Raw genomic sequence first — 20,659 nt, forward strand, 5'->3', positions numbered from 1 at the left:
CTGCATCCCGAACGTCCTTGACTGCCCCCAATCAACAAGCACGGTTACTCGGAGTATTGCGGCATGGGCTCGCCGTGGTGGCCGCCTTCCGCGTCGGGTGATGAGCATGGAACGAATCGATAGGATAGGATGCCGGCTGCTTTTCGCGGCGCTGTTCACCTTGGGGCTGACGTCGACGGGGGCCGAGGCGCGTGGGTTCGGCGGCGGTTTCCATGCTGGCCCGGTCGGGCCGCAGGTCGGCGGCTGGGGTCGCCCGCTGGGACCGGTTCGGCCGGGCTTCGCTCCCGGCGGCGGCTTTGCCCGGCCCGGATTCGTAGGCCGGCCTCCCTATGCCCATCGGCACTGGCATCGCGGCTACTCGGGCTACGGCTACGGGCTGGGTGGACTCGGGCTCGGCTTGGGCCTCGGTGGGTTATTCGAGAGTTACAGCGACCCCTGGTATGACGACGATTACGTGTACACACCGCCGGTCTACGTGATGCCGGTCGAGACGGAGGTGGTGACGGGCGATCCAACTACCATCGCGGTCTGCGCGCGGCGGTTCAAGACCTACGATCCAAGCACGCAGACCTATATCGGCAAGGGCTACGTGCGGCGCCCCTGCCCGTGAGGAGCCATCGTGGCGGGGGGGGGCCGGCACCGCCAACTTTCGCCGCGTAAGGGCCTCAGCCTCGAATCAACGAAAAGGCCCCGCGAGCTGGTGCTCGCGGGGCCTCCCGGCCGTCGGTTTTACGAGACCTTACTCCGCAGCGACCCGGTGGGCCTGCGAGCCGTCCGTGTAGGTCTCTGATTGCAGGCGCTTGCCCGGCGCGGCGCGGCCCGGCAGCGGCGGCAGGGCCTTGGCCTTCTCCAGGTCGATGCCCGCACCCTCGGCGACGCGACGGCCGTAATCCTCGTCGGCGTGCCAGAAGTGCCAGACCATCCGCAACTGGATCGGCTCCGGGCACTGCTTCATGTCGCCGACCAAGTTGGCGATGAGGTCGTCGCGCTCCCAGTTTTCGAACGAGCGGTAGCGCACGCCTGCCTGTGTGTAGTCGTCCTCGGTCCGCGAGGTCTGGTAGCGGCCGAGATTGCCCTGGACCGGCTGGTGGTAGTCCCGGGCCGGCTTCGGGGCTTCCTGCAGGCCTTCGGCCAGCGTCGAGGGCTCGTAGTTGATGTGCTTGTTCGGCCCCGTGCCGTCGACCGAATAGGTCATCTGGCCGTCCCGCTGGTTCGAATAGACCTTCACGCCGGGCTGGGGCGCGTTGATCGGCAACTGCAGGTAGTTGGCGCCAACCCGGTAACGCTGCGTGTCCGAGTAGGACAGCGTCCGGCCCTGAAGCATCTTGTCGTCCGAGAAGTCGATGCCGTCGACCAGCACGCCAGTGCCGAAGGCCGACTGCTCGACCTCAGCGAAGAAGTTGTCCGGCACCCGGTCGAGCACCATCCGGCCGCAGGGCAGCAGCGGGAACTGGTCCACCGGCCACAGCTTCGTGTCGTCCAGCGGGTCGAAAGACAGGTGATCGTTCGGGCCGTCCGGCATGATCTGCACCGCAAACTCCCACTCGGGGAAATTGCCGGCCTTGATGTTGTCGTAGAGGTCGCGGGTGGCATGCCCGACATCCTTGCCCTGGATCTCGGCGGCCTGGGCCGAGGTCAGGTTGCGGACGCCCTGCTTCGGGATCCAGTGGAACTTGCAGAGCACCGCCTCGCCCTGGTCGTTGACCAGCTTGTAGGTGTTGACGCCCGAGCCTTCCATCTCGCGGTAATTGGCCGGGATGCCCCAGGGCGACTTCAGGTGTGTCACCATGTGGATCGCTTCGGGGTGCTGGGCCACGAAATCGAAGAAGCGCCACGCCTCCTGACGGTTCGTCACCGGGTCCGGCTTGAACGCGTGGATCATGTCGGGGAACTTGATCGCGTCGCGGATGAAGAAAACCTTGAGGTTGTTGCCGACGAGGTCCCAGTTGCCGTCGACGGTCTTGAACTTCACCGCGAAGCCGCGCGGGTCACGCTCGGTCTCGGGGCTCTCCTTCGCGCCGGCGACGGTCGAGAAGCGCACGAACATCGGCGTCTTCACACCAGTCTCGTTCAGGACGCGGGCACGGGTGTACTTGGAAGCGGGCTCGTTGCCGATCTTGCCGTAGGCCTCGAAGTAGCCGTGGGCGCCGGCGCCGCGGGCGTGAACGACGCGCTCCGGGATCCGCTCGCGATCGAAATGGGTGATCTTCTCGATGAACTGGTAGTTCTCAAGCGTCGCCGGCCCGCGCTCACCGACCGTGCGGGTGCTCTGGTTGTCGCGGACCGGATGGCCCTGGCGGGTGGTCAGGATCGGGCGTTGATCGGTCATACGTACCGTCTCTCCGTTTGCGAAGGCTCGTGGCTGACACCGGGGACAACCTGGAACCGTTCTCGTGATTGGTTATGACCCTGCCGTGACCCCGAGGCAAATGCATCGTCACAAACGTCGTGATAGAGGGGGTCTATGAACTTGTCGGGCCTGTCCCTGCGCGATTTGGAATACGTCATCGCCGTCGCCGATGAGGGCCATTTCAGCCGGGCGGCGGAGCGCTGTAACATCAGCCAGCCGACGCTGAGCGTGCAGATCCGCAAATTGGAAACCGCCCTCGGGGTGGTTTTGTTCGAGCGCTCGAAGCGCCGGATCCTGCTGACTGAAGCAGGCCAGGTGATCGTGCGGCAGGCGCGCGTCGTCCTGGTCGAGGCACAGCGCCTGCTTGCCTTCGCCAGCGAGGGACGCGGCTCGCCGCTTACCGGGCGCCTGATCCTCGCCGCGATTCAGACCCTCGGTCCCTACCTCTTTCCGCTGGTGCTGCGGCCGCTGCGCGAGGAATATCCGCTGCTGACGCTCTCCCTGCAGGAATCCCGCACCGCCGACATCATCGAGGGCCTGCGTGACGGGCGGATCGACGCGGCCCTGGTCTCGCTGCCGGTGCCCCAGCACGGCTTGACCGCGTCGCCCCTATTCATCGAGCCCTTCTGGCTGGCCTGCCCGGCCGAGCACGCCCTCGCCCGCGGCGGCGCCCTGTCGGCGACCGAGATCGCGGGCCCGGACCTGCTGCTCCTCGACGAGGGCAACTGCCTGCGCGATCAGGCGATCGCGGCCTGTGGCGCCGGCTCCTCGATCGGCCGCCACGCCACGAGCCTGGAGACCCTGCGCTCCATGGTGGCGGCCGGAGCCGGATACACCCTGCTCCCCGCATTAGCGGTGCCGGCCGGACCCGACCCGAGCGGGCTGATCGTCACGCGGGCGTTCGACCTCGACGGTCCGGGCCGGACCATCGCCCTCGTCTGGCGTACCAGCGATCCCCGTGCGCCCGGCCTGTCGAGCTTGGCGGCCTTCTTCCGGGCCCACGCGCCGCCCGGTACGGCGGCCTGCCGCGACGGGACTCCACGGATCTGAGCGGCGTGCGCGAAACCTTGGAGGCGTAAGCCCTGACATCCGCGCGGGGCCGCGATGCCGAATCTTTGCCGTGACAGGGCCAATATTGCCGTGTAGCGCGCGGAGGAAGCCCGACCGTCCGTCCGGGCCCCGCCCCACCGATCGCCTTGCCCTCCCTTCGCTCCATCGGCCTCTGGGCCGCCCTCGTCGCCGTGTCCGCGGCCATCTCGTACGGCTTGACGCACGCGCATTTCCCGGCGGCTTTGCTGCTCGGGCCGATGATCGGTGCGATCGGCTTCGGTGTCGGCGGGTCGCGGCTCCACGTGCCGCGGCCCGCCTTCAACGCCGCTCAGGCGATGATCGGCTGCCTCGTGGCTCACGCCGTCACCGGGCAGATCGCCCAGACCCTGCTGGAGGATGGCCCGCTCATCGTCGCCGTCGTGTTCGTGACGGTGGCGGTCAGCGGCGTCGTCGGCTTGGTCCTGACGCGCCTGCGGGTGTTGCCCGGTACCACCGCGGCCTGGGGCTCCTCACCGGGCGGCGCCTCCGCCATGGTGGCGATGGCCGAGGATTTCGGCGCGGATCCGCGGCTCGTGGCTTTCATGCAGTATGTCCGCGTGGCCGCCGTGGTGTTCTCGGCCTCGCTGGCGGCCCGGTTCCTCATGGAGAACCCGGCTGCCGCCGGTGCATCGGGTGGTGCCGAGGCGGTCGAGCCGCTCTCCCTGCTGGCGACCCTCGCGGTGGCGGTGATCGGCGCGGGGGCGGCCCTCGCCCTGCGGGTGCCGGCCGGCGCTCAGATCGGCCCGATGGTGCTGGGGAGCCTCCTCCACGCCACCGGCGTCGTCCGGATGGCCCTCCCGGTGCCGATCCTCGAACTCGCCTATGCCTGCATCGGCATCTATGTCGGACTGCGCTTCACCCGCGAGACCCTGCGCCGCACCGTCACGGCGCTGCCGGGGATTCTGGTGGCGACCTTCTCGGTGATCGCGCTCTGCGGTGCCTGGGGCTGGGGGCTGACCCTGCTGCTGCCGATCGACCTGCTGACCGCCGTGCTCGCCACCAGCCCGGGGGGGCTCGACTCGGTCGCGATCATCGCGGTCGGCTCGAAGGCCGACGTCTCCTTCGTGCTGGCGGTCCAGACCCTGCGGTTGTTCGTGGTTCTGCTGACCGGCCCGCTGCTCGCCAAGTGGATCAGCCGGTCCGTGCCGGAGGGCGCGGCTCGATGAACGCTCTGGTCCTGGCCTTTCTCAACTCCTGGCGCGGCCTGCGCCATGGCGCGCGCACCGAGCGGGCGGTCCGGCAGGAACTGGTTCTGCTGGCGGTCGGCGTGCCGGTCGCGCTGCTGCTCGGCGCGACCCTGTGGGTGCGTGTCGCGCTGATGGTGAGCCTGCTGCTGATGCTGGCCGCCGAGTTCCTGAATACCGCCGTCGAGAAGCTCTGCGACCACGTCCATCCGAGCCACCATCCGATGATCGGCCGGGTGAAGGATCTCGCCTCGGCCGGGACGTTCATGGCGCAGGTGGCGGCGCTGTTGGTGTGGGTGGCCGCACTGGTCGAGCGGTTGGGCTGACCTGCCCTGCTTGTCCGGCGCTCGCTTCTCTGGCCGTGAGGGTCTATCTGCCGGGCCTATCAAAGCGCGCCGCCTGAGATCCCGCACCGTGACGGACTACATCCGCAAGATCCTCACCGCCCGCGTCTACGACGTGGCGATCGAGAGCCCACTCGATCCGATGCCGCGTATCACGAAGCGGCTCGGTCGACCGGTGCTGCTGAAGCGTGAGGATCTGCAGCCGGTCTTCTCGTTCAAGCTCCGCGGCGCCTACAACAAGATGTCGGGCCTGAGCCCCGAGCAGATCGCCCGCGGCGTGGTCTGCGCCTCGGCGGGCAACCATGCCCAGGGCGTCGCGCTCGCCGCCGCCAAGCTCGGGGCGCGGGCCGTGATCGTGATGCCGCGCACCACGCCGTCGATCAAGGTCGATGCCTGCCGGGCCCGCGGCGCCGAAGTGATGCTGCACGGCGACGCCTTCGACGAGGCGCTGATCCAGGCCAAGATCCTCGAAGCCGAGCAGGGCCTGACCTTCCTGCATCCGTTCGACGATCCGGATGTGATCGCCGGCCAGGGCACGATCGGTAAGGAGATCCTGGAGCAGCACACCGGTCCGATCGAGGCGATCTTCGTGCCGGTGGGCGGCGGCGGGCTCGCCGCCGGCATCGCCACCTTCGTGAAGTACCTGCGCCCGGGCACCAAGGTGATCGGCGTCGAGCCGGAGGACGCCGCCTGCATGGCCGCGGCGCTGGCTGCCGGGACCCGGGTCAGCCTGCCCACGGTCGGGCTGTTCGCCGACGGCGTTGCCGTGCGGCAGGCCGGCGAGGAAACCTTCCGCCTCTGCCGCGAGCACCTCGACGAGGTCATCACCGTCGATACCGACGCCATGTGCGCGGCCGTCAAAGACATCTTCGACGATACCCGCGCGGTGTCGGAACCCTCTGGCGCGCTAAGCCTCGCCGGTGCCAAGCTCTATGCCGAGCGCGAGGGCGGCGACGGAACGCTGATCGCCATCTCGTCGGGGGCCAATCTCAACTTCGACCGTCTGCGCCATATCGCCGAACGGGCGGAGATCGGCGAGCAGCGGGAAGTTTTGATCGGCGTTACGATCCCCGAGCGGCCCGGCGCCTACCGGGCCTTCATCAATGCCCTGGGGCCGCGCGCCGTCACTGAGTTCAACTACCGCCATGCCCCAGGCGCCGAGGCGCAGATCTTCGTCGGCATCAATGTCACCGGCGGCAGGCACGAGAAGCAGGCGCTGATCGGTTCCCTGCGCGAGGCCGGCTACCGCGTCCTCGACATGAGCGACAACGAGATGGCCAAGGTCCACGTCCGCTACATGGTGGGCGGCCGGGCGGTGGGCGTCGCGCACGAGCGGCTGTTCCGCTTCCAGTTCCCGGAGCGGCCCGGTGCGCTGATGAAGTTCCTCGACGTGCTGGGGCCCGACTTCGATATCACGCTGTTCCACTACCGCAATCACGGTGCGGATTACGGCCGCGTGCTGGCCGGCATCGCGGTCCCCCCGGGCGAGCGGGCGCGGTTCGATGCGGTCATTGAGGCGCTGGGATACCCGGCCACCGACGAGACCGAGAACCCGGCCTACCGTCTTTTTCTCGACGGCGAGATGGCCGGGGCGGCGTGAGGCTGGACCCGGTCTATTCGGACTCCTCCTCCACCGCAGTCACGTCCGGCATGGCCCGCAGCTTCTCGGCGATCGCCGCGACGCTCGTCCGCGACAGACGCACGAAGGTGACCGTAACGTCGTCGAAATCCGGGTTCACGCTCGGGCGGACCGCGAAGGTCCGCACCCGGGAGGCGCGCTCGCCCGTCGCCATCTGAAGGGTGTCGATCGACAACCTGCCCGCGCGTGCAGTCAAACGGAGCGTCCGCGCCCGCATCCGGTCGCGCCAGCGCTCCTCGAACGGCTTCACGCCGGCCAGGATACCGACGATCAGCGCCGTCGTGGCGATGGCCGGCACGTAGAGCCCGCTGCCGATCGCGAGTCCGATCGCGGCTACGCCCCAGAGGCTCGCCGCCGTGGTGAGCCCCTTCACCACCTCGCCGCGCAGCAGGATCGTCCCCGCCCCCAGGAAGCCGATCCCCGACACGACCTGGGCTGCGATACGGGACGGATCGAGCACGACATGCTCGGCGCCCAGCACGTCGCCGAAGCCGAAGGCCGAGACCAGCATGATCAGGCAGGAACCGACGCAGACCAGCATGTGGGTCCGCAGGCCTGCCGCCCAGAGCAACCGTTCGCGCTCGAGGCCAATCACGCTGCCGAACAGGGCCGCCAGCGCCAGCCGCGCCACCATCTCACCGTTGCCGATCAAGACCCTCTCCGCTCATCCGCGTGATGCGGAATGCGCCGATCCTGGACGATGATGAGCCGACTTATCAACTCGTTCCCAGCGCCGCCTTCTCGACCTCGTAGGCCGCCCGCACGACGTCCGGACCGTAGGCCCGCTCCAGGCGGCGGACCGTGAAGTGGGCCCGCGCCGTCGCCTGAAAGTGGTTCATGAACGCGGTGTTGACGGCTGCCCCCCCGAACGCCCCGAGGATCGGCACCGCTTGCGCGGCAACCTTCTGCGAGACGACGAGGCCGAAGCGGGCCGCGATCTGCGCGGTGAAGCGGATCAACGCGGGGGCCGACTGGTCGAGAAGGGTCTTGCTTCCGGCGTAGCGCGCGGCCTCCGCCAGTGTCTTGGCCAGGGCTGCACGGACCGCGAAGTAGCCGCTCTCGGTGAGCGCCGAACCCGCCTCCGTGATCGCCGGCGCCCGGCCGCCCAGGGCGAAGACCTGCACGCAGGCCAGCGCGCCTTCGGGCGTTTCCAGGTCTTCGCCCGCCTCACGGGCGATCTCGGCAATCGAGCGGAGCATCAGCGTCGTCGAGACCGGCAGTTCGACCGCCAGCGTCGAGAGGCCGAACGCGCCGCCGATGGCGCCGGACAGCGCCGCATAGGCCTTGTGCTTGGCATCGCCCGAGCCGAGCAGCCGCGTGATCCGGCTCTCTGCCTTGGCGCTCGCCGTGCCGAGGGTCTCGCCCGCCGTCGCCGGCGCGAGTTCCGTGCGGGGCAGCGTCGCCAGGGCGACTCGGAGGGCGCCGCGCATGGCGGCCTCGGTGCTGCGACTCACCACCTCGGTCACGGGTGCCGGCAGCGAGCGTCCGATGATGTCCAGCGGCGCCCCGGCGGCCGCGGAAAGGCGGGCTGCGAGGCTCGGCCGTTCCAGAGCCTGCACGGCCCGGCGCAGGGCGGCGAGATCCGCGTCGCTGAGGATTGTTTCGCCGGTCACCGTCGGCAGCGTCGTATCGGCGCGGGAGATATCGGTCGTGGTCATCCAAGGATCCCTGGATCTGTTCCGGTCACACGGCCCCCGGGGCGCGCGCCGTGGAAGGAAGTTCTGCGCCCGTCGCGCGGTTCCCCACCGCGTTCGGCCCAGATGCGAGCGGAGCCTCCGGGACCGTTTTGCCGCTGCGACGCCCGACGGCGAGGCACAGTGCCAGCACCGGAATGCCGACCAGCGAAGTCAGTACGAAGAAGGCCGGGTAGCCGATGGCCGCGACGATGAAGCCCGAGGCACCCGCGATCAGCTTGCCGGGCAGCGCGTAGAGCGAGGAGAACAGCGCGTATTGCGTTGCTGCGTAGGCCGGACTGGTGAGACTCGACATGTAGGCGATGAGCACGATGCCCGCGAAGGAGCCGCAGAAATTCTCGATCGAGATGGCCACCGTCAAGCGCCAGAGCTCCGGGGCACCGGCCGAGAGCCACGCGAAGGCGAGGTGCGAGGCGGCCGCCAGGAAGGCGCCGAGCAGCAGCGTCGGGAACAGACCGAGCCGAGCGAGCGCCCAGCCCCCCGCGAAGCCGCCCGCAATGCCGACCCAGATGCCGTAGAGCTTGGTAACGGTCGCGATTTCCTTTAGGTCGAAACCGAGCGTCCGGTAGAGCGGGCTCGCCATCACCCCCGAGAGGAAGTCCGGCAGGCGGAACAGCGCCACGAGCAGCAGGATGCCCCACAGGGCGTTCCCGAAGCGGCCGTGCAGCTCGATCAGCGGTTCCAGCACGGCACGGCGCATCGACCAGAGCCGCGAATGGCCGGGCGTGTCGGCCACGATCGCCCGGGGCGCGTCGAAGGCGGGCGCCAGCAGGGCGGCCACCATGCCGACCAGCATGAGCGCGGCCATGATCAGGTAAGCCAGCATCCAGCCCCCGGACGCGGCGATGAACAGCGCGCCGGCGCCCGCGGTGATCAGTCCGAGGCGGTAGCCGAGGTTCGATGTCGCCGCCAGGATGCCCTGGAAGTCGCTGCCGGCGGCGTCGATGCGCCAGCCGTCGATGACCACGTCCTGGCTCGCCGCGCAGAACGCGACCAGGAAGGCCCCGAACCCGAGCAGCGCGAGATTGGTCTTCGGATCCGAGAAGGCCATCAGGACGAGGCACAGCGCGACGGCGGCCTGCGTCGTCACCATCCAGGCCCGGCGGCGACCCAGCCGCGCGCCCAGGACCGGTACGTTCAGGCGGTCGATCGCCGGCGCCCAGAGGAACTTCAGCGAGTAGGGCAGCGCCACGTAGCTGAATAGCCCAATGGCGCGCACGTCGATATCTGAGAAGGCGAGCCGGAGCGTGAAGGTCCCCAGCACCAGCAGCAGCGGCAGACCCGACGAGAACCCGAGCGCAAGCATCAGGATAATGCGCCGGTCCTCTACGATGTCGCGGAGGCGGAAGCGGCGCAAAGCCTGTGGCTGGTTGCCCATGGCATGGAACTCCTGAGCGTTCATGGCCTTGATCCCGCGAAATCGTGGCAACTGTGCGCCGCGGTGATGCTCGCTGGATTGTGATGCAGGTCGCCTCGATCTTGATCGAAGCTTGGTTAACGCAATCTCCATGCACCGTGGATCGGGGCTGGTGGCCGTTGGGCGGACGCGTCGCGTTACACGGTGTGGAATGATGCGGTGAGTGCCCGATTGGAGCCCACTCCGCCACCCGCGATTCTGGTCGACGCGTTCGCACGCAGCCTGTCGCCGATGGTGATCACCGACGCCCGCGCGCCCGATAACCCGATCGCCTGGGCCAACGATGCCTTTCTCCAGGCCACTGGCTACGACGCGACGGAGATCGTCGGGCGTAATTGCCGCATGCTTCAGGGGCCGGCCACGGATCGGGCAACGGTCGAGCGGATTCGCGCGGCCATTGAGGCGGCCGAGCCGATTTCCGTCGAGCTGCTCAATTACAGAAAGAACGGCACGGCGTTCTGGAACGCGATGACGATCACGCCGGTGAGCGACGCGCAGGGTGTGGCGTTCTACTACGCCGCCCAGGCGGACATGACCCCCACCCACCAGCTCGAAGACACGATGCGTGGCACCAACGACGAGCTTGAGCGCCTCGTCGATGCCCGCACGCACGCCCTGACCGCGGCGCTGGAGCAGAAGACCGCGCTGCTGCACGAGGTCGATCACCGGGTGAAGAACAATCTCCAGGTGATCTCTTCACTGATGCTACTGAAGGCCCGTCGTACCCCCGAGGGCGAGGCGCGTGATGCGCTTCAGGGCATGGCGGAACGGATCGGAGCACTATCGACCGCGCACCGGCTGCTCTACTCGGAGGGGGACTGCGCCCATTTCAATCTCGGCGAATTCGCGTCCGAGTTCCTATCCGACATGAATGCGGGCCTCGACCCGGAGCGGCATCGGATCGAGGCTGACGTGGAGTCGATCTCGGTGGCGGCCGCGATGGCGGCGCCGCTCGCTCTGTTGATCCATGAACTTACTGCCAACGCCCTGCGCCATGCCTTCCCGGACGCACGCGAGGGACGGGTCTCGATCGCGGCCAAGCGGACCGAGCGAGGGATGCACCTGACGATTCGGGACGACGGGGTCGGCCTCGCGGCGGCGCCGCCGAACCCGGCGGGTTTCGGGCGCAACCTCGTGGAAATGGTGGTGCGGCAGATGCGCGGGACCATCGCCTGGATGGATGCCGTGCCGGGCACGACCGTCGAGATCGACATCCCGCTGCAGCCTGCGTCTTGAGTATTCAGCGCCAACACGCCACGCTCGCCGAAGCGTCTGCGTTCGCGGTGTCGGAGCACGGAGACGGAATGGGGACCAGAAACGCGGGGGCCGCGCTGCGCATCCTCGTGGTCGAGGACGAAGCGTTGATCGCCCTGGAGCTCGAGTGCCTTCTGGACGATCTCGGTCATGTCACGGTGGGCATCGCCGGAACCTCGGCCGAGGCGATCGCGCTCGGCCGCTCCATGGCGCCCGACGTCGCCCTCGTGGATATTCATCTCGTCGATGGCCCGACCGGGGTCGAGGTCGCCCGGGCGCTTTCGAAGGACCATTGCACCACCGTGGTGTTCATGACAGCCAACGCGAAGCGCATCCCGTCGGATTTCGCGGGCGCCATCGGGGTGATCGCCAAGCCGTATTCCGAGCGGGTGGTCGCCAGTACCCTCGACTACGTGGCCGACCGGCGCGCCGGCCGGAGCGGAGAGGTCTGCCCGGACGGCTTCTTGCCGGCGCCGGTTTGAGGTTTCCTGGGTTTATGGCAGGCCCTCCCCCCAGCCCCAGCAAAGGCCACACTGTTCACGCATCTCTGACGGACATCGATGCTCGCGGCAGAGCGTGACCTGCCCCCTCTCCCGTTCGGGATAGAGGGACTTGCGCCCGATTTTGAATGGATGTGACGGGTCCTGATGGCGGATTCGGCAAGCCCGCAGAGGGTGAAGAAATGACGCGGCGGCGTCTGAGCTTCCTTCGACATTCGCACCTCACCCCCTCCCCGCGCGCGCGCGCTTGAGCCGATAGAGTGCGTCCAGCGCCTCCCGGGGCGTCAACGCGTCCGGATCGATGGCGTCGAGGAGCGCCCCGAGCGGATCCTCGGGCGGGGGCTCCGGCGGCGGGGGTGGTGCGAGGGCAGCGAAGAGCGGCAGGTCGTCGATCCGGGCGCGGGCCGGTCGGCCGCGCTCCGCCTTCTCCAGGCTCTTGAGAATTGCCCCGGCCCGCGCCACGACGCTGCCGGGCAGACCGGCAAGCCGCGCCACCTGCAATCCGTAGCTGCGCTCGGCCACACCGGCCACCACCTCGTGCAGGAACACGACGCCGTCCCGGTGCTCGGCGACCTTCAGTGTCGCATTCTCCAGCCGGGCGAGGCGGTCGCCCAGTGCGGTCAGCTCGTGAAAATGGGTGGCGAACAGCGCACGGCAGGCGTTCACCTCGTGCAGATGCTCCAAGCAGGCCCAGGCGATGGACAGGCCATCGAAGGTCGCCGTGCCGCGGCCGATCTCGTCGAGAATCACCAGGGAGCGGCGGGTGGCCTGATTCAGGATCGCGGCGGTCTCGACCATCTCGACCATGAAGGTCGATTGCCCCCGGGCAAGATCGTCGGCGGCGCCAACCCGGGAGAACAGCCGGTCGATCCGCCCGATCCGCGCCTCCGTGGCCGGCACGAAGGCCCCCATCTGAGCCAGCACCACGATCAGCGCGTTCTGGCGCAGGAAGGTCGACTTACCCCCCATGTTGGGGCCGGTGATCAGCCGGATCCGGCCCCGCGTGTCGCCCGAGAGATCGCACGCGTTGGCGATGAACGGCTCGCCCGCCCGGCGCAAAGCCGCCTCGACCACCGGATGGCGCCCGCCGACCACGACGAAGCTCAGGGAATCGTCCACGATGGGCCGGCGCCAGTCGAGCTCGACCGCCAGTTCGGCATGGCTGGCCGCCACGTCGAGACCGGCCAGCGCCTCCGCCACCTCCGCGATGTTTTCGGACTGTGCGAGCACGCGCGCCGCGAGATCGTCGAACACGGCTGCTTCGAGGGCCAGCGCCCGGTCGGCGGCCCCCGAGATCTTGGATTCGAGGCCCCCCAATTCGACGCTGGTGAAGCGCATGGCGTCCACCATCGTCTGTCGGTGGACGAACTCACTCTGGAGGCCCTTCAGACAGGCCTCGCCGACGGATTGCGGGACCTCGATGAAATAGCCCAGCAAGTTGTTGTGCTTGATGCGCAGGGTCCGGCACCCGGTCTGCTCGGCGTATCGGGCCTGGAGGGCGGCGATGACCTTGCGGGAATCCTGGCCGAGCGTCCGGGCTTCATCGATCTCCGGGTGATAGCCGGCGCGCACGAAGCCGCCGTCCCGCCGGTTCAGGGGAAGCTCGTCGGCGAGCGCGGCCGACAACGTGGCGATCAACGCAGCGTCTGCTCGCGCCAGATGGTCGGCCAGTCGGGAGAGATCCTCGGGCAGGTCCGGGGTGTCGAACAATCGTGCACCAAGATCTGCCGCGACGGCCAGACCTGCGCCGATGGCGGCGAGGTCCCGTGGCCCGGCGCGGCCGAGGCCGGTGCGCGACAAGGCGCGGGCGAGGTCGGGCGCCCGGGCAAGCGCATCGCGCAGGCCGGCACGTTGGGAACCGTTCTCGGCGAGGTGCGCCACCGCTTCGTGCCGGCGGGCGATGGCCTCGAGGTCGGTCAGCGGGCCCGCGAGGTGCTCGGCAAGCAACCGTGCCCCGTTGGCCGTCACGGTGCGGTCGATCGTTGCGAGCAGGCTTCCCGTCCGCTCCCCCGACAGGGTGCGGGTGAGTTCGAGATTGGCCCGGGTAGCGGCATCGATGGCGAGCGTCGCGCCTGCATCCTCCCGGGTCGGGATTGCCAGGGTCGGGCGGGCCGCAAGCTGCGTGCGGGCGATGTAGAGGAGCGCCGCCCCGGCCGCCGCAATCTCGGCGCGGGTGAATTGGCCGAAGCCCTCCAGGGTCGAGACGCCGTACTGTTCGCGCAGGCGCCGCTCGGAGGCGGCGGGCTCCAACTCCGCCTGCGCCAGGGGGACGATGGCGGCGCGGCTCTCCTGCCAGATCCGCGCCAGCGCCGGATCGGCGTGGATCGCCTCCGACAGGACGATCTCCCGTGGGTCGTGGCGGGCAATGGCGCCAATCAGGTCGCCGGCCGGAACTTCGCTCAGGGAGAAGCGGCCTGTCGAGATATCCACCGCCGCAAGCCCGTAGGCGACCGCGCCCTCCCCCGTCTTGCGGCGTCCGATCGCCAGCAGGAGGTTGGCCTGAGCCGGATCGAGCAGACGGTCCTCGGTGATCGTGCCGGGGGTGACGAGGCGCACGACCTCCCGCCGCACGACCGATTTCGGGCCGCGCTTCTTCGCCTCGGCGGGATCCTCGGTCTGCTCGCACACCGCCACCCGGTGCCCGAGGGCAATGAGGCGGTTGAGGTAGTCGTCGGAGCGCTCGACCGGCACGCCGCACATCGCGATCTCACCGCCCGCATGCTTGCCGCGCTTGGTCAGCACGATGCCCAGGGCCCGGGAGGCGATCTCCGCATCCTCGAAGAACAGCTCGTAGAAGTCGCCAATCCGGTAGAACAGCAGGCAGTCCGGGTTGGCGGCCTTGATCTCGATGTACTGCGCCATCATCGGCGTGGCGCCGACCGGATCGAGGCCCGGGGCGGGCGGTAGCTCTGCGGGGCGGACGGCGGTGCGGGCCATGGCGCGTCTTAGCAGAGCGCAGCCCGCGAATCAGGAGGCGCGCACCGCCGCGGCTGGGGAGAAGCCGCGGCGGCAGTGGATGGCGCTCACTCTTTGATATGGCCTGCGCTCTTGCGCCGGACCGGCGTCCCCGTCAGCGGAGATCGCTCAGTAGCGGGGGCCGCCCGTGGTATTGCCGAGCTGCTGCTGGTAGCCGGGCCGCGACGGGTTTCGGGCGTTCGGGTTACCGTGGCGCATCGTGTTGAGGCGTCGCATCCGGCGTTCGTGTCGGGTGGAATGATGGCGATGCATCCGGTGATGGTGATGCATCACGACGTTCTGGGTCAGGCCGCTATCGGCCAAGCCGGGCTGCGGCATTGCGGGGGCAGCATGAGCCACCGCCGAGCCGGCCAAGAGGCTGCCGGCGAACAGGCCCGCGGTCAGCAGGGTGCGAAACGACATGGTCTCAAATCTCCGATCGGCTTTCAGAAGCCATCCCCCAATCCGGAAACGATCGGACGGTTCCGTCTTAGTGCAGGAAACATTGAAATATACCTTGGAAAGAATATGGATTAAAGCAGTGCCTGCTGCGTGTTAAGGTTTGGCTCCCTGTCGACTTGCAATGACTGTAAAGTGAAATCGTTTTATCAGTGCAATTTTATGGAGCGGACAGCGGCGGCTCAGGCGAGAAAGGCGATGAGATCGGCATTCACCGCGGCCGGCTCCTCGTGTGTGAGCCAGTGACTGGCGCGATCGTACCAGCGAATCCGTCCTTCGTCGCAGATTGCGAGGCTCGCTTCCGCCAAGCCTGCCTGCAGGGCTGTGTCCCGCCGGCCCCAGAGAATCAGGGTGGGCACGCGAACCCGGGGCGGCTTCGCCCGGGGGAGCCGCACCAGGGCTCGGTACCAGTTCAGCATGCCGGTCATCGCCCCGGGCTGACGCCAGGCCTCGACGTAGCGGTCGAGATCGGCGGCTGCGAAGGCGCCGGGACGGCTGGTGGTGGTGAGCGCCCGCCGCAGCGCCCGGCACCGATCCGCGGTGAGCAGGCGTTCCGGCAGACCGGGAAGTTGGAACAGACCAATGTAATAGCTGCGGAGCATCTGGCCCGGATGGTGCCGCATATAGTCACCGACGATGCCGGGATGCGGCGCATTCAGGATCGCCAGTCGCTCGATCCGGTCCGGGTAGTGGCTCGCCACCCACCACGCGACCAGGCCGCCCCAATCGTGCCCGACCAGCCGCACCGTCGGGAAGCCAAAGGCATCCGCGAGCGCGATCACGTCGCCGGCCAAGCGGTCCAGCTGATAGGCTTCGAGGTCCGCCGGCTTGTCGCTGAGGCCATAGCCGCGCTGATCCGGCGCGATGACCCGCAGGCCCGCTGCAGCGAGTGGGCCGATCTGGTGGCGCCAGCCATACCAGAATTCCGGGAAACCGTGCAGCAGGATGGTCGGCGCGCCGGCATCCGGACCGGCCTCGGCCACGTGCAGGCTGAGTTCCGGGAGCGCGATCCGCCGGAAGGTCACACCCGCAACATCCATCGTCGTCGATGCTCCGCTCCAGCGGGTGGCCTGCTTGGCCGTCAGAAGCCCAGAGTGGCGCAGGCGCCGGCTTCTGGCGAGAGTTGATTACGCAGGCGTTCCGGTGCTGTCCGGGTCCACAGGCAGAGCAGGACGAAGGCCGCTCCCTCGAGCAGACCCCGGGTCGGATCGGCGACGGGCGGGTTTCGGGGAGATTCGGTCATGGCGGGGGTGAGCACGATATTGAACTCCGATGGCGATCCTGTGGGAAAGATCGTTGCCGGGCCGACGGGGTTACAGGGGAGGTCATGCCCTTGTGCGCTGCCGCACGCGGACATCTCAACGCACCGGGTCCACCCAGCGCGCGAGGCTGCCGTTCTCCAGGCCGGCGCGGGTCTCGCGGTAGCCGAGCTCAGCTGATTCGCGGAACCGCGACCATGCCCGCAGGTCGATGCCGGAAAGCTGGGGTTTGAGCACCACCGTAGCATGAGTCGCCGCCATCAGGCTCTGCGCGTCGCCCGAAACGGTGGCGGCGCGCAGCAGCAGCGGCGCGAGGCCCGGCATCGCCAGCGGCGAGCCGATCAGCTTGCGCACGAAGCGGCCGGTCCAGCCGCGCGCGGGCATGTCCTGGAACGCGCGGTCGCTGCCGACATCGACGGCGAGCACCGGTCCGCGTTCCAGGTCGGCAGCGACGTCGGCCGGGAGGTTGTTCATCATGCCGCCATCGACCAGCACGCCCTCGTCGCAGAGCACCGGTGGAAGCAGGCCTGGGATCGCGATGCTGGCGCGCAGAGCCTGCGTCAGGTCGCCGGAGCGATGGATCATCGTGCTGCCGGTGGTGAGGTTCGAGGAGACGCAGAAGAACGGCAGCCACAGATCCTCGATGCGTGCGCCGCCGTAGCGGGCAGCGAGGCCCGCATCGACCTTGGCACCCCGTGTCAGGGCGTGGAGCGGCAGCGTGTAGTCGTTGATCGGGTTGCTGGTGGCGAAGAACGCCTCGATCTGACTCTGAATCTCGGGGAGGCTCCAGCCCATGGCGACGCTTGCCGCGATGATTGCTCCCATACTCGTCCCGCCGACGAAATCAGGGGCGCACGACACTTCGTCGAGGGCCTTCAGGACGCCGAGATGGGCGAGCCCGCGGGCGCCACCGCCGCCGAGCACGAGGCCCCTGGCCGCGCCGCTGGCGAGCCGGGCGAGCCGGTGCAGATCGGCTTGCTCACCGTCGCGGAGCTGGATCCGCAGGGAAGCGGGCAGCTTGGCGACCGCCGGATGCAGCGGCTTCGGGCGCCGCGCCCCGGGATCCTGCCGGACGACGAAGTCCATGCGGATCCAGTCAGAGCGCACCCGCTCCAGATAGGCTGCCGCCGCGGGCCGCGGCGGGGCTCCGGGATCGGCCAGCAGCAGCGCATGGTCGCCCCGGCGTTGGCTCTGCCGGCACCACGGGCAATCGATCTCGCGGGCCGCGAAGATCACGCGCGCATGCCGCGCCTCGTAGGCTTGGAACCACGCCTCGTCGGCGCCGTCCGGCCAATCCGTCAGGCAGCCGGTCTCGCCGGGCAACAGAGCGTCGAAGGCGGCGGCGAGCCGATGGGCGAAATCCGCCGGCTCCGGCCCGTCCGTCACCGACAGGATCGTGAAGATCCGGGGCGCGTGATGCACCGAGCGGCCGTCGTAGATGTGACGCAGGCGGTCGGCGAGGATGCGGGACAGGTAAAGGAGTGTCTGCGGATACTCGGCGATCACCGCTTCGAAGGCGCCGCGGGTGAGCTGCAGAAGTTGCGCATCGCGCAGGGCGATCACCGTCGCCGCCCGTGGGGCGTCGGAGAGAAGCGCCATCTCGCCGAAGATCTCCGGAGGGCGCAGCCGCGCGATCCGGGTCGGCATCCCGGTATGGTCGCGGGCCGAGACACCGACGACGCCGGAGACAAGGATGAAAAGCGCATCCCCTGGCGTGCCCTGCTCGAACAGGATCCGGCCGGCCGGCACAGTCACCGGAACCATGCGCGCGCGTACAGCCTCGACGGCCGCTGGGTCGAGCCCGGCCAGGAACGGAATCTCGGTCGCGCTCAAACTCGCCCCGCTCCGTGGATCGCTTCGGGCCGTTCGGCCATCATCCACCGTCTCTTCTTCCCGATCTCCACTGGATTTGACCTGCCTTCGACTGACTTGAGCGCCATTCGAGTGTCTAGCCCCGAAAGGAGGCCGTTAGCGCTCGCGGTCAAGACGACGGGGGCTCGAAACACGGACGCCGCTGTCCGGTTCCGATGTGCAGCACGTATCCCCGGGCGCGATACCGACCGTCCCACATGTAACCGCGCGCCGCCTCTGACATGCCGATCCCTTCGCGCTGGCGCCGCCATCCGGTACAGCGCCGTGACACAGAAGCGGGAGGCATCCATGGCGGGCAATCGGATCGCAATCGTGACCGGAGCCGGAACCGGAGTCGGCCGGGCCGCCGCCGTGGCGCTCGCCGGCGCCGGGTGGCACGTGGTGCTCTCGGGTCGGCGGCCGGCGCCCCTCGAAGAAGTGGCGGCCGAGATCGGGGGAGACCGGTCGCTGGTGGTGCCCACCGACGTGACCGACCCCGATTCGATCGCCGACCTGTTCGCCCGCACCCGGGCGCAGTACGGCCGCCTCGATCTCCTCTTCAACAATGCCGGCATCGGCGCGCCGCCGGTGCCCCTGGAGGATCTGCCGCTCGAGACGTGGCGCCAGGTGGTCGATACCAATCTCACCGCCCTGTTCCTGTGCACCCAGCACGCCTTCCGGATCATGCGCGACCAGGATCCGCGTGGCGGCCGGATCATCAACAACGGCTCGATCTCGGCCCACGCCCCGCGGCCGAACTCGATCGCCTACACGGCGACCAAGCATGCGGTGACCGGCCTGACCAAGGCGACTTCGCTGGACGGCCGTGCCTACGACATCGCCTGCGGGCAGATCGATATCGGCAATGCCGACACGCCTATGGGCGGCAAGATGAAGGCCGGGGTTCCCCAGGCGGACGGCTCGCTGCGGGCCGAGGCGGTGATGGATCCCGCCCATGTCGGCCAGACGGTGCTCACCATGGCGAGCCTGCCGCTCGACACCAACGTGCAGTTCATGACGATCATGGCCACCAAGATGCCGTTCGTCGGACGCGGCTGAGCCTGGCGGCCGCAGCCGCCTCTCCGCCTTCGCTGTGCATTCCCAGATGCAGCGCGGCCTGCCCCCGCGCACACGATTGACGTCCCGTTCTATAACTCATACAAATTCAGCAACGAAGAACGGATGGGGTCGAACCCGTTCACACGCTGGGATAAGGAATTCCGCCACCTCGGCGTCCACTTCGCGGTGATTCCGCAAACGATCGCTATCCGCGCTTGATAGAATTCAGCACATCGGCAGATTATCAATATCCACTTCAAATACTGGAGATGGATAGCGTCGATCCGTGTCAGATCTATGCTTAAAGCATAATTGGTTATGATTCGGATTCTCGCCGATGGTGATGGAACACGGTGGCAAAAGGCGCAAAAAGCCTTGTACTGCCGCACGATAAACAAGGGGGAGTCATGTTCGCCAAGCAGACGTTACGCCAGCTGATCCTCGGGGCCGCGCTCCTCGGGAGTGCCTTATCGTCGGCCCAGGCCGCGGGCGGCGACCCGATCGGGGTTGCCATGCCGACGAAGTCGTCTCAGCGCTGGATCGATGACGGCAACAACATCGTGAAGCTGCTCCAGGCGAAGGGCTACAAGCCGGACCTGCAATACGCGGACGATGACATCCCGACCCAGCTTGCCCAGATCGAGAACATGCTGACGAAGGGCGTGAAGCTCTTGGTCGTTGCATCGATTGATGGGACAACCCTCGGTGACGTCCTGTCGAAAGCGGCCGAGCGCGGCGTGAAGGTGATTGCCTACGATCGCCTGATCAAGGGAACGCCCAACGTTGATTATTACGCCACGTTCGACAACTTCAAGGTTGGGGTGCAGCAGGCGACTTCAATCGTCGATGCGCTGGGCCTCAAGGACGGCAAGGGCTCGTTCAATATCGAGCTGTTCGGCGGATCGCCCGACGACAATAACGCATACTTTTTCTACGACGGCGCCATGTCGGTGCTGAAGCCTTACATCGATTCGAAGAAGCTCGTCGTGCGCTCCGGCCAGTTCGGCATGGACAAGGTCTCGACCCTGCGTTGGGACCCGGCGACCGCCCAGGCCCGGATGGATAACCTGCTCTCCGCCTATTACGGCAACGCCCGCCTCGACGCGGTGCTGTCGCCCTATGACGGTATCTCGACGGCCATCATCTCGTCGGTGAAGAGCGTCGGCTACGGTTCCGGCAATCAGAAGCTGCCCGTGGTCAGCGGTCAGGACGCCGAACTGCAATCGGTCAAGTCGATCATCGCGGGCGAGCAGACCGCGACGATCTTCAAGGACACCCGCGAGCTCGCGAAGGTGACGGTGGCGATGATCGACGCCATCGAGTCCGGCAAGCAACCCGAGGTCAACGATACGAAGACCTACAACAACGGCAAGAAGGTCGTCCCGTCTTACCTGCTGACACCGGTGATCGTGACCAAGGACAACTGGAAGCCAGTTCTGGTCGACTCGGGCTACTACACCCCTGACCAGCTGAAGTAAGCGCCGCGGGGCCGGGGATGCCGGCCCTTTCGATCCTGCGCCGGCGTCGCGCCGGTGCGGTCCCATCCGAAGCGCTTTCCGCCGAACCGGACGCCGGTGCGGCGTGAGCGTGCGTCAAATCAAGGAT

18 protein-coding genes are annotated in these 20,659 nt (G+C 68.1%); 9 read left to right on the plus strand and 9 right to left on the minus strand.

The window, feature by feature from the left end; genetic code table 11:
• The first annotated feature begins 106 nt into the window (after nucleotides 1-106).
• Nucleotides 107-610, plus strand: a complete 504-nt coding sequence (locus OXS49_RS10730) for a BA14K family protein (RefSeq protein ID WP_267424033.1) — start codon at nucleotides 107-109, stop codon at nucleotides 608-610.
• A gap of 129 nt (nucleotides 611-739) precedes the next feature.
• Here OXS49_RS10730 and OXS49_RS10735 read toward each other — a convergent pair whose 3' ends face one another.
• A complete protein-coding gene (locus tag OXS49_RS10735; protein WP_267424035.1) occupies nucleotides 740-2,329 on the minus strand; it encodes a catalase in 1,590 nt (529 codons plus the stop codon).
• 135 nt (nucleotides 2,330-2,464) lie between these two features.
• Between OXS49_RS10735 and OXS49_RS10740 the strand changes: the two genes are divergently transcribed.
• From OXS49_RS10740 to ilvA, 4 genes are all read left to right on the plus strand, one after another.
• On the plus strand, nucleotides 2,465-3,400 hold the full coding sequence (locus tag OXS49_RS10740; protein ID WP_244000803.1) for a LysR substrate-binding domain-containing protein: 936 nt from the start codon (nucleotides 2,465-2,467) through the stop codon (nucleotides 3,398-3,400).
• A 146-nt stretch (nucleotides 3,401-3,546) separates the two neighbouring features.
• On the plus strand, nucleotides 3,547-4,605 hold the full coding sequence (locus OXS49_RS10745; protein WP_244000801.1) for an AbrB family transcriptional regulator: 1,059 nt from the start codon (nucleotides 3,547-3,549) through the stop codon (nucleotides 4,603-4,605).
• Nucleotides 4,602-4,949: a diacylglycerol kinase gene (locus OXS49_RS10750; protein ID WP_243916940.1), complete on the plus strand. Its 348-nt coding sequence runs from the start codon at nucleotides 4,602-4,604 to the stop codon at nucleotides 4,947-4,949. Before OXS49_RS10745 ends, OXS49_RS10750 begins: the two co-directional genes overlap by 4 nt.
• 73 nt (nucleotides 4,950-5,022) lie before the next feature.
• A complete protein-coding gene (ilvA, locus tag OXS49_RS10755) occupies nucleotides 5,023-6,567 on the plus strand; it encodes a threonine ammonia-lyase, biosynthetic (protein WP_267424096.1) in 1,545 nt (514 codons plus the stop codon).
• 13 nt (nucleotides 6,568-6,580) lie between these two features.
• Here ilvA and OXS49_RS10760 read toward each other — a convergent pair whose 3' ends face one another.
• The 3 genes from OXS49_RS10760 to OXS49_RS10770 all read right to left on the minus strand — a co-directional run bounded on the left by OXS49_RS10760 (nucleotide 6,581) and on the right by OXS49_RS10770 (nucleotide 9,678).
• Nucleotides 6,581-7,240 (minus strand): MgtC/SapB family protein, encoded by a 660-nt coding sequence (locus tag OXS49_RS10760; RefSeq protein WP_244000837.1) that lies wholly within the window; start codon nucleotides 7,238-7,240, stop codon nucleotides 6,581-6,583.
• Nucleotides 7,241-7,322: 82 nt separating this feature from the next.
• Nucleotides 7,323-8,264 (minus strand): EcsC family protein, encoded by a 942-nt coding sequence (locus tag OXS49_RS10765; protein WP_244000796.1) that lies wholly within the window; start codon nucleotides 8,262-8,264, stop codon nucleotides 7,323-7,325.
• A gap of 25 nt (nucleotides 8,265-8,289) precedes the next feature.
• Complete coding sequence (locus tag OXS49_RS10770; RefSeq protein WP_267424100.1) at nucleotides 8,290-9,678, minus strand: AmpG family muropeptide MFS transporter; 1,389 nt, start codon at nucleotides 9,676-9,678, stop codon at nucleotides 8,290-8,292.
• A gap of 270 nt (nucleotides 9,679-9,948) precedes the next feature.
• Between OXS49_RS10770 and OXS49_RS10775 the strand changes: the two genes are divergently transcribed.
• Together OXS49_RS10775 and OXS49_RS10780 are read left to right on the plus strand one after the other, a co-directional pair.
• Nucleotides 9,949-10,953, plus strand: a complete 1,005-nt coding sequence (locus OXS49_RS10775) for a histidine kinase dimerization/phosphoacceptor domain -containing protein (RefSeq protein ID WP_267424102.1) — start codon at nucleotides 9,949-9,951, stop codon at nucleotides 10,951-10,953.
• Between the two features lie 68 nt (nucleotides 10,954-11,021).
• Nucleotides 11,022-11,453: a response regulator gene (locus OXS49_RS10780; RefSeq protein ID WP_267424038.1), complete on the plus strand. Its 432-nt coding sequence runs from the start codon at nucleotides 11,022-11,024 to the stop codon at nucleotides 11,451-11,453.
• A 240-nt stretch (nucleotides 11,454-11,693) separates the two neighbouring features.
• Here the strand turns inward: OXS49_RS10780 and mutS are convergent, their stop codons facing one another.
• The 5 genes from mutS to OXS49_RS10805 form a co-directional block, all read right to left on the minus strand.
• Complete coding sequence (gene mutS / locus OXS49_RS10785; protein ID WP_267424039.1) at nucleotides 11,694-14,408, minus strand: DNA mismatch repair protein MutS; 2,715 nt, start codon at nucleotides 14,406-14,408, stop codon at nucleotides 11,694-11,696.
• 147 nt (nucleotides 14,409-14,555) lie between these two features.
• Nucleotides 14,556-14,849 (minus strand): hypothetical protein, encoded by a 294-nt coding sequence (locus OXS49_RS10790; RefSeq protein WP_244000789.1) that lies wholly within the window; start codon nucleotides 14,847-14,849, stop codon nucleotides 14,556-14,558.
• 218 nt (nucleotides 14,850-15,067) lie between these two features.
• Nucleotides 15,068-15,925, minus strand: coding sequence for an alpha/beta fold hydrolase (locus OXS49_RS10795; protein WP_267424041.1), 858 nt, complete (start codon nucleotides 15,923-15,925; stop codon nucleotides 15,068-15,070).
• 41 nt (nucleotides 15,926-15,966) lie between these two features.
• Nucleotides 15,967-16,128 (minus strand): hypothetical protein, encoded by a 162-nt coding sequence (locus OXS49_RS10800; protein ID WP_267424043.1) that lies wholly within the window; start codon nucleotides 16,126-16,128, stop codon nucleotides 15,967-15,969.
• 115 nt (nucleotides 16,129-16,243) lie between these two features.
• Nucleotides 16,244-17,977 (minus strand): patatin-like phospholipase family protein, encoded by a 1,734-nt coding sequence (locus OXS49_RS10805; RefSeq protein WP_267424045.1) that lies wholly within the window; start codon nucleotides 17,975-17,977, stop codon nucleotides 16,244-16,246.
• Between the two features lie 327 nt (nucleotides 17,978-18,304).
• On the opposite strand from OXS49_RS10805, the gene OXS49_RS10810 reads away from it, so the two are divergent.
• Together OXS49_RS10810 and chvE are read left to right on the plus strand one after the other, a co-directional pair.
• On the plus strand, nucleotides 18,305-19,054 hold the full coding sequence (locus OXS49_RS10810; RefSeq protein WP_267424047.1) for an SDR family oxidoreductase: 750 nt from the start codon (nucleotides 18,305-18,307) through the stop codon (nucleotides 19,052-19,054).
• A 407-nt stretch (nucleotides 19,055-19,461) separates the two neighbouring features.
• A complete protein-coding gene (chvE, locus tag OXS49_RS10815; RefSeq protein ID WP_267424104.1) occupies nucleotides 19,462-20,532 on the plus strand; it encodes a multiple monosaccharide ABC transporter substrate-binding protein in 1,071 nt (356 codons plus the stop codon).
• Nucleotides 20,533-20,659: the final 127 nt, after the last annotated feature.

Origin of the sequence: Methylobacterium sp. GC_Met_2 (genome assembly GCF_026540795.1) — a bacterium.
GTDB lineage: Bacteria > Pseudomonadota > Alphaproteobacteria > Rhizobiales > Beijerinckiaceae > Methylobacterium.

Coding starts and splice junctions, on each gene's coding strand:
- OXS49_RS10730 (WP_267424033.1), top strand. CDS start 107: ATGGAACGAATCGATAGGATAGGATGCCGGCTGCTTTTCGCGGCGCTG.
- OXS49_RS10735 (WP_267424035.1), bottom strand. CDS start 2,329: ATGACCGATCAACGCCCGATCCTGACCACCCGCCAGGGCCATCCGGTC.
- OXS49_RS10740 (WP_244000803.1), top strand. CDS start 2,465: ATGAACTTGTCGGGCCTGTCCCTGCGCGATTTGGAATACGTCATCGCC.
- OXS49_RS10750 (WP_243916940.1), top strand. CDS start 4,602: ATGAACGCTCTGGTCCTGGCCTTTCTCAACTCCTGGCGCGGCCTGCGC.
- OXS49_RS10760 (WP_244000837.1), bottom strand. CDS start 7,240: ATGGTGGCGCGGCTGGCGCTGGCGGCCCTGTTCGGCAGCGTGATTGGC.
- OXS49_RS10765 (WP_244000796.1), bottom strand. CDS start 8,264: ATGACCACGACCGATATCTCCCGCGCCGATACGACGCTGCCGACGGTG.
- OXS49_RS10770 (WP_267424100.1), bottom strand. CDS start 9,678: ATGGGCAACCAGCCACAGGCTTTGCGCCGCTTCCGCCTCCGCGACATC.
- OXS49_RS10775 (WP_267424102.1), top strand. CDS start 9,949: ATGGTGATCACCGACGCCCGCGCGCCCGATAACCCGATCGCCTGGGCC.
- OXS49_RS10780 (WP_267424038.1), top strand. CDS start 11,022: ATGGGGACCAGAAACGCGGGGGCCGCGCTGCGCATCCTCGTGGTCGAG.
- mutS (WP_267424039.1), bottom strand. CDS start 14,408: ATGGCCCGCACCGCCGTCCGCCCCGCAGAGCTACCGCCCGCCCCGGGC.
- OXS49_RS10790 (WP_244000789.1), bottom strand. CDS start 14,849: ATGTCGTTTCGCACCCTGCTGACCGCGGGCCTGTTCGCCGGCAGCCTC.
- OXS49_RS10795 (WP_267424041.1), bottom strand. CDS start 15,925: ATGGATGTTGCGGGTGTGACCTTCCGGCGGATCGCGCTCCCGGAACTC.
- OXS49_RS10800 (WP_267424043.1), bottom strand. CDS start 16,128: ATGACCGAATCTCCCCGAAACCCGCCCGTCGCCGATCCGACCCGGGGT.
- OXS49_RS10810 (WP_267424047.1), top strand. CDS start 18,305: ATGGCGGGCAATCGGATCGCAATCGTGACCGGAGCCGGAACCGGAGTC.
- chvE (WP_267424104.1), top strand. CDS start 19,462: ATGTTCGCCAAGCAGACGTTACGCCAGCTGATCCTCGGGGCCGCGCTC.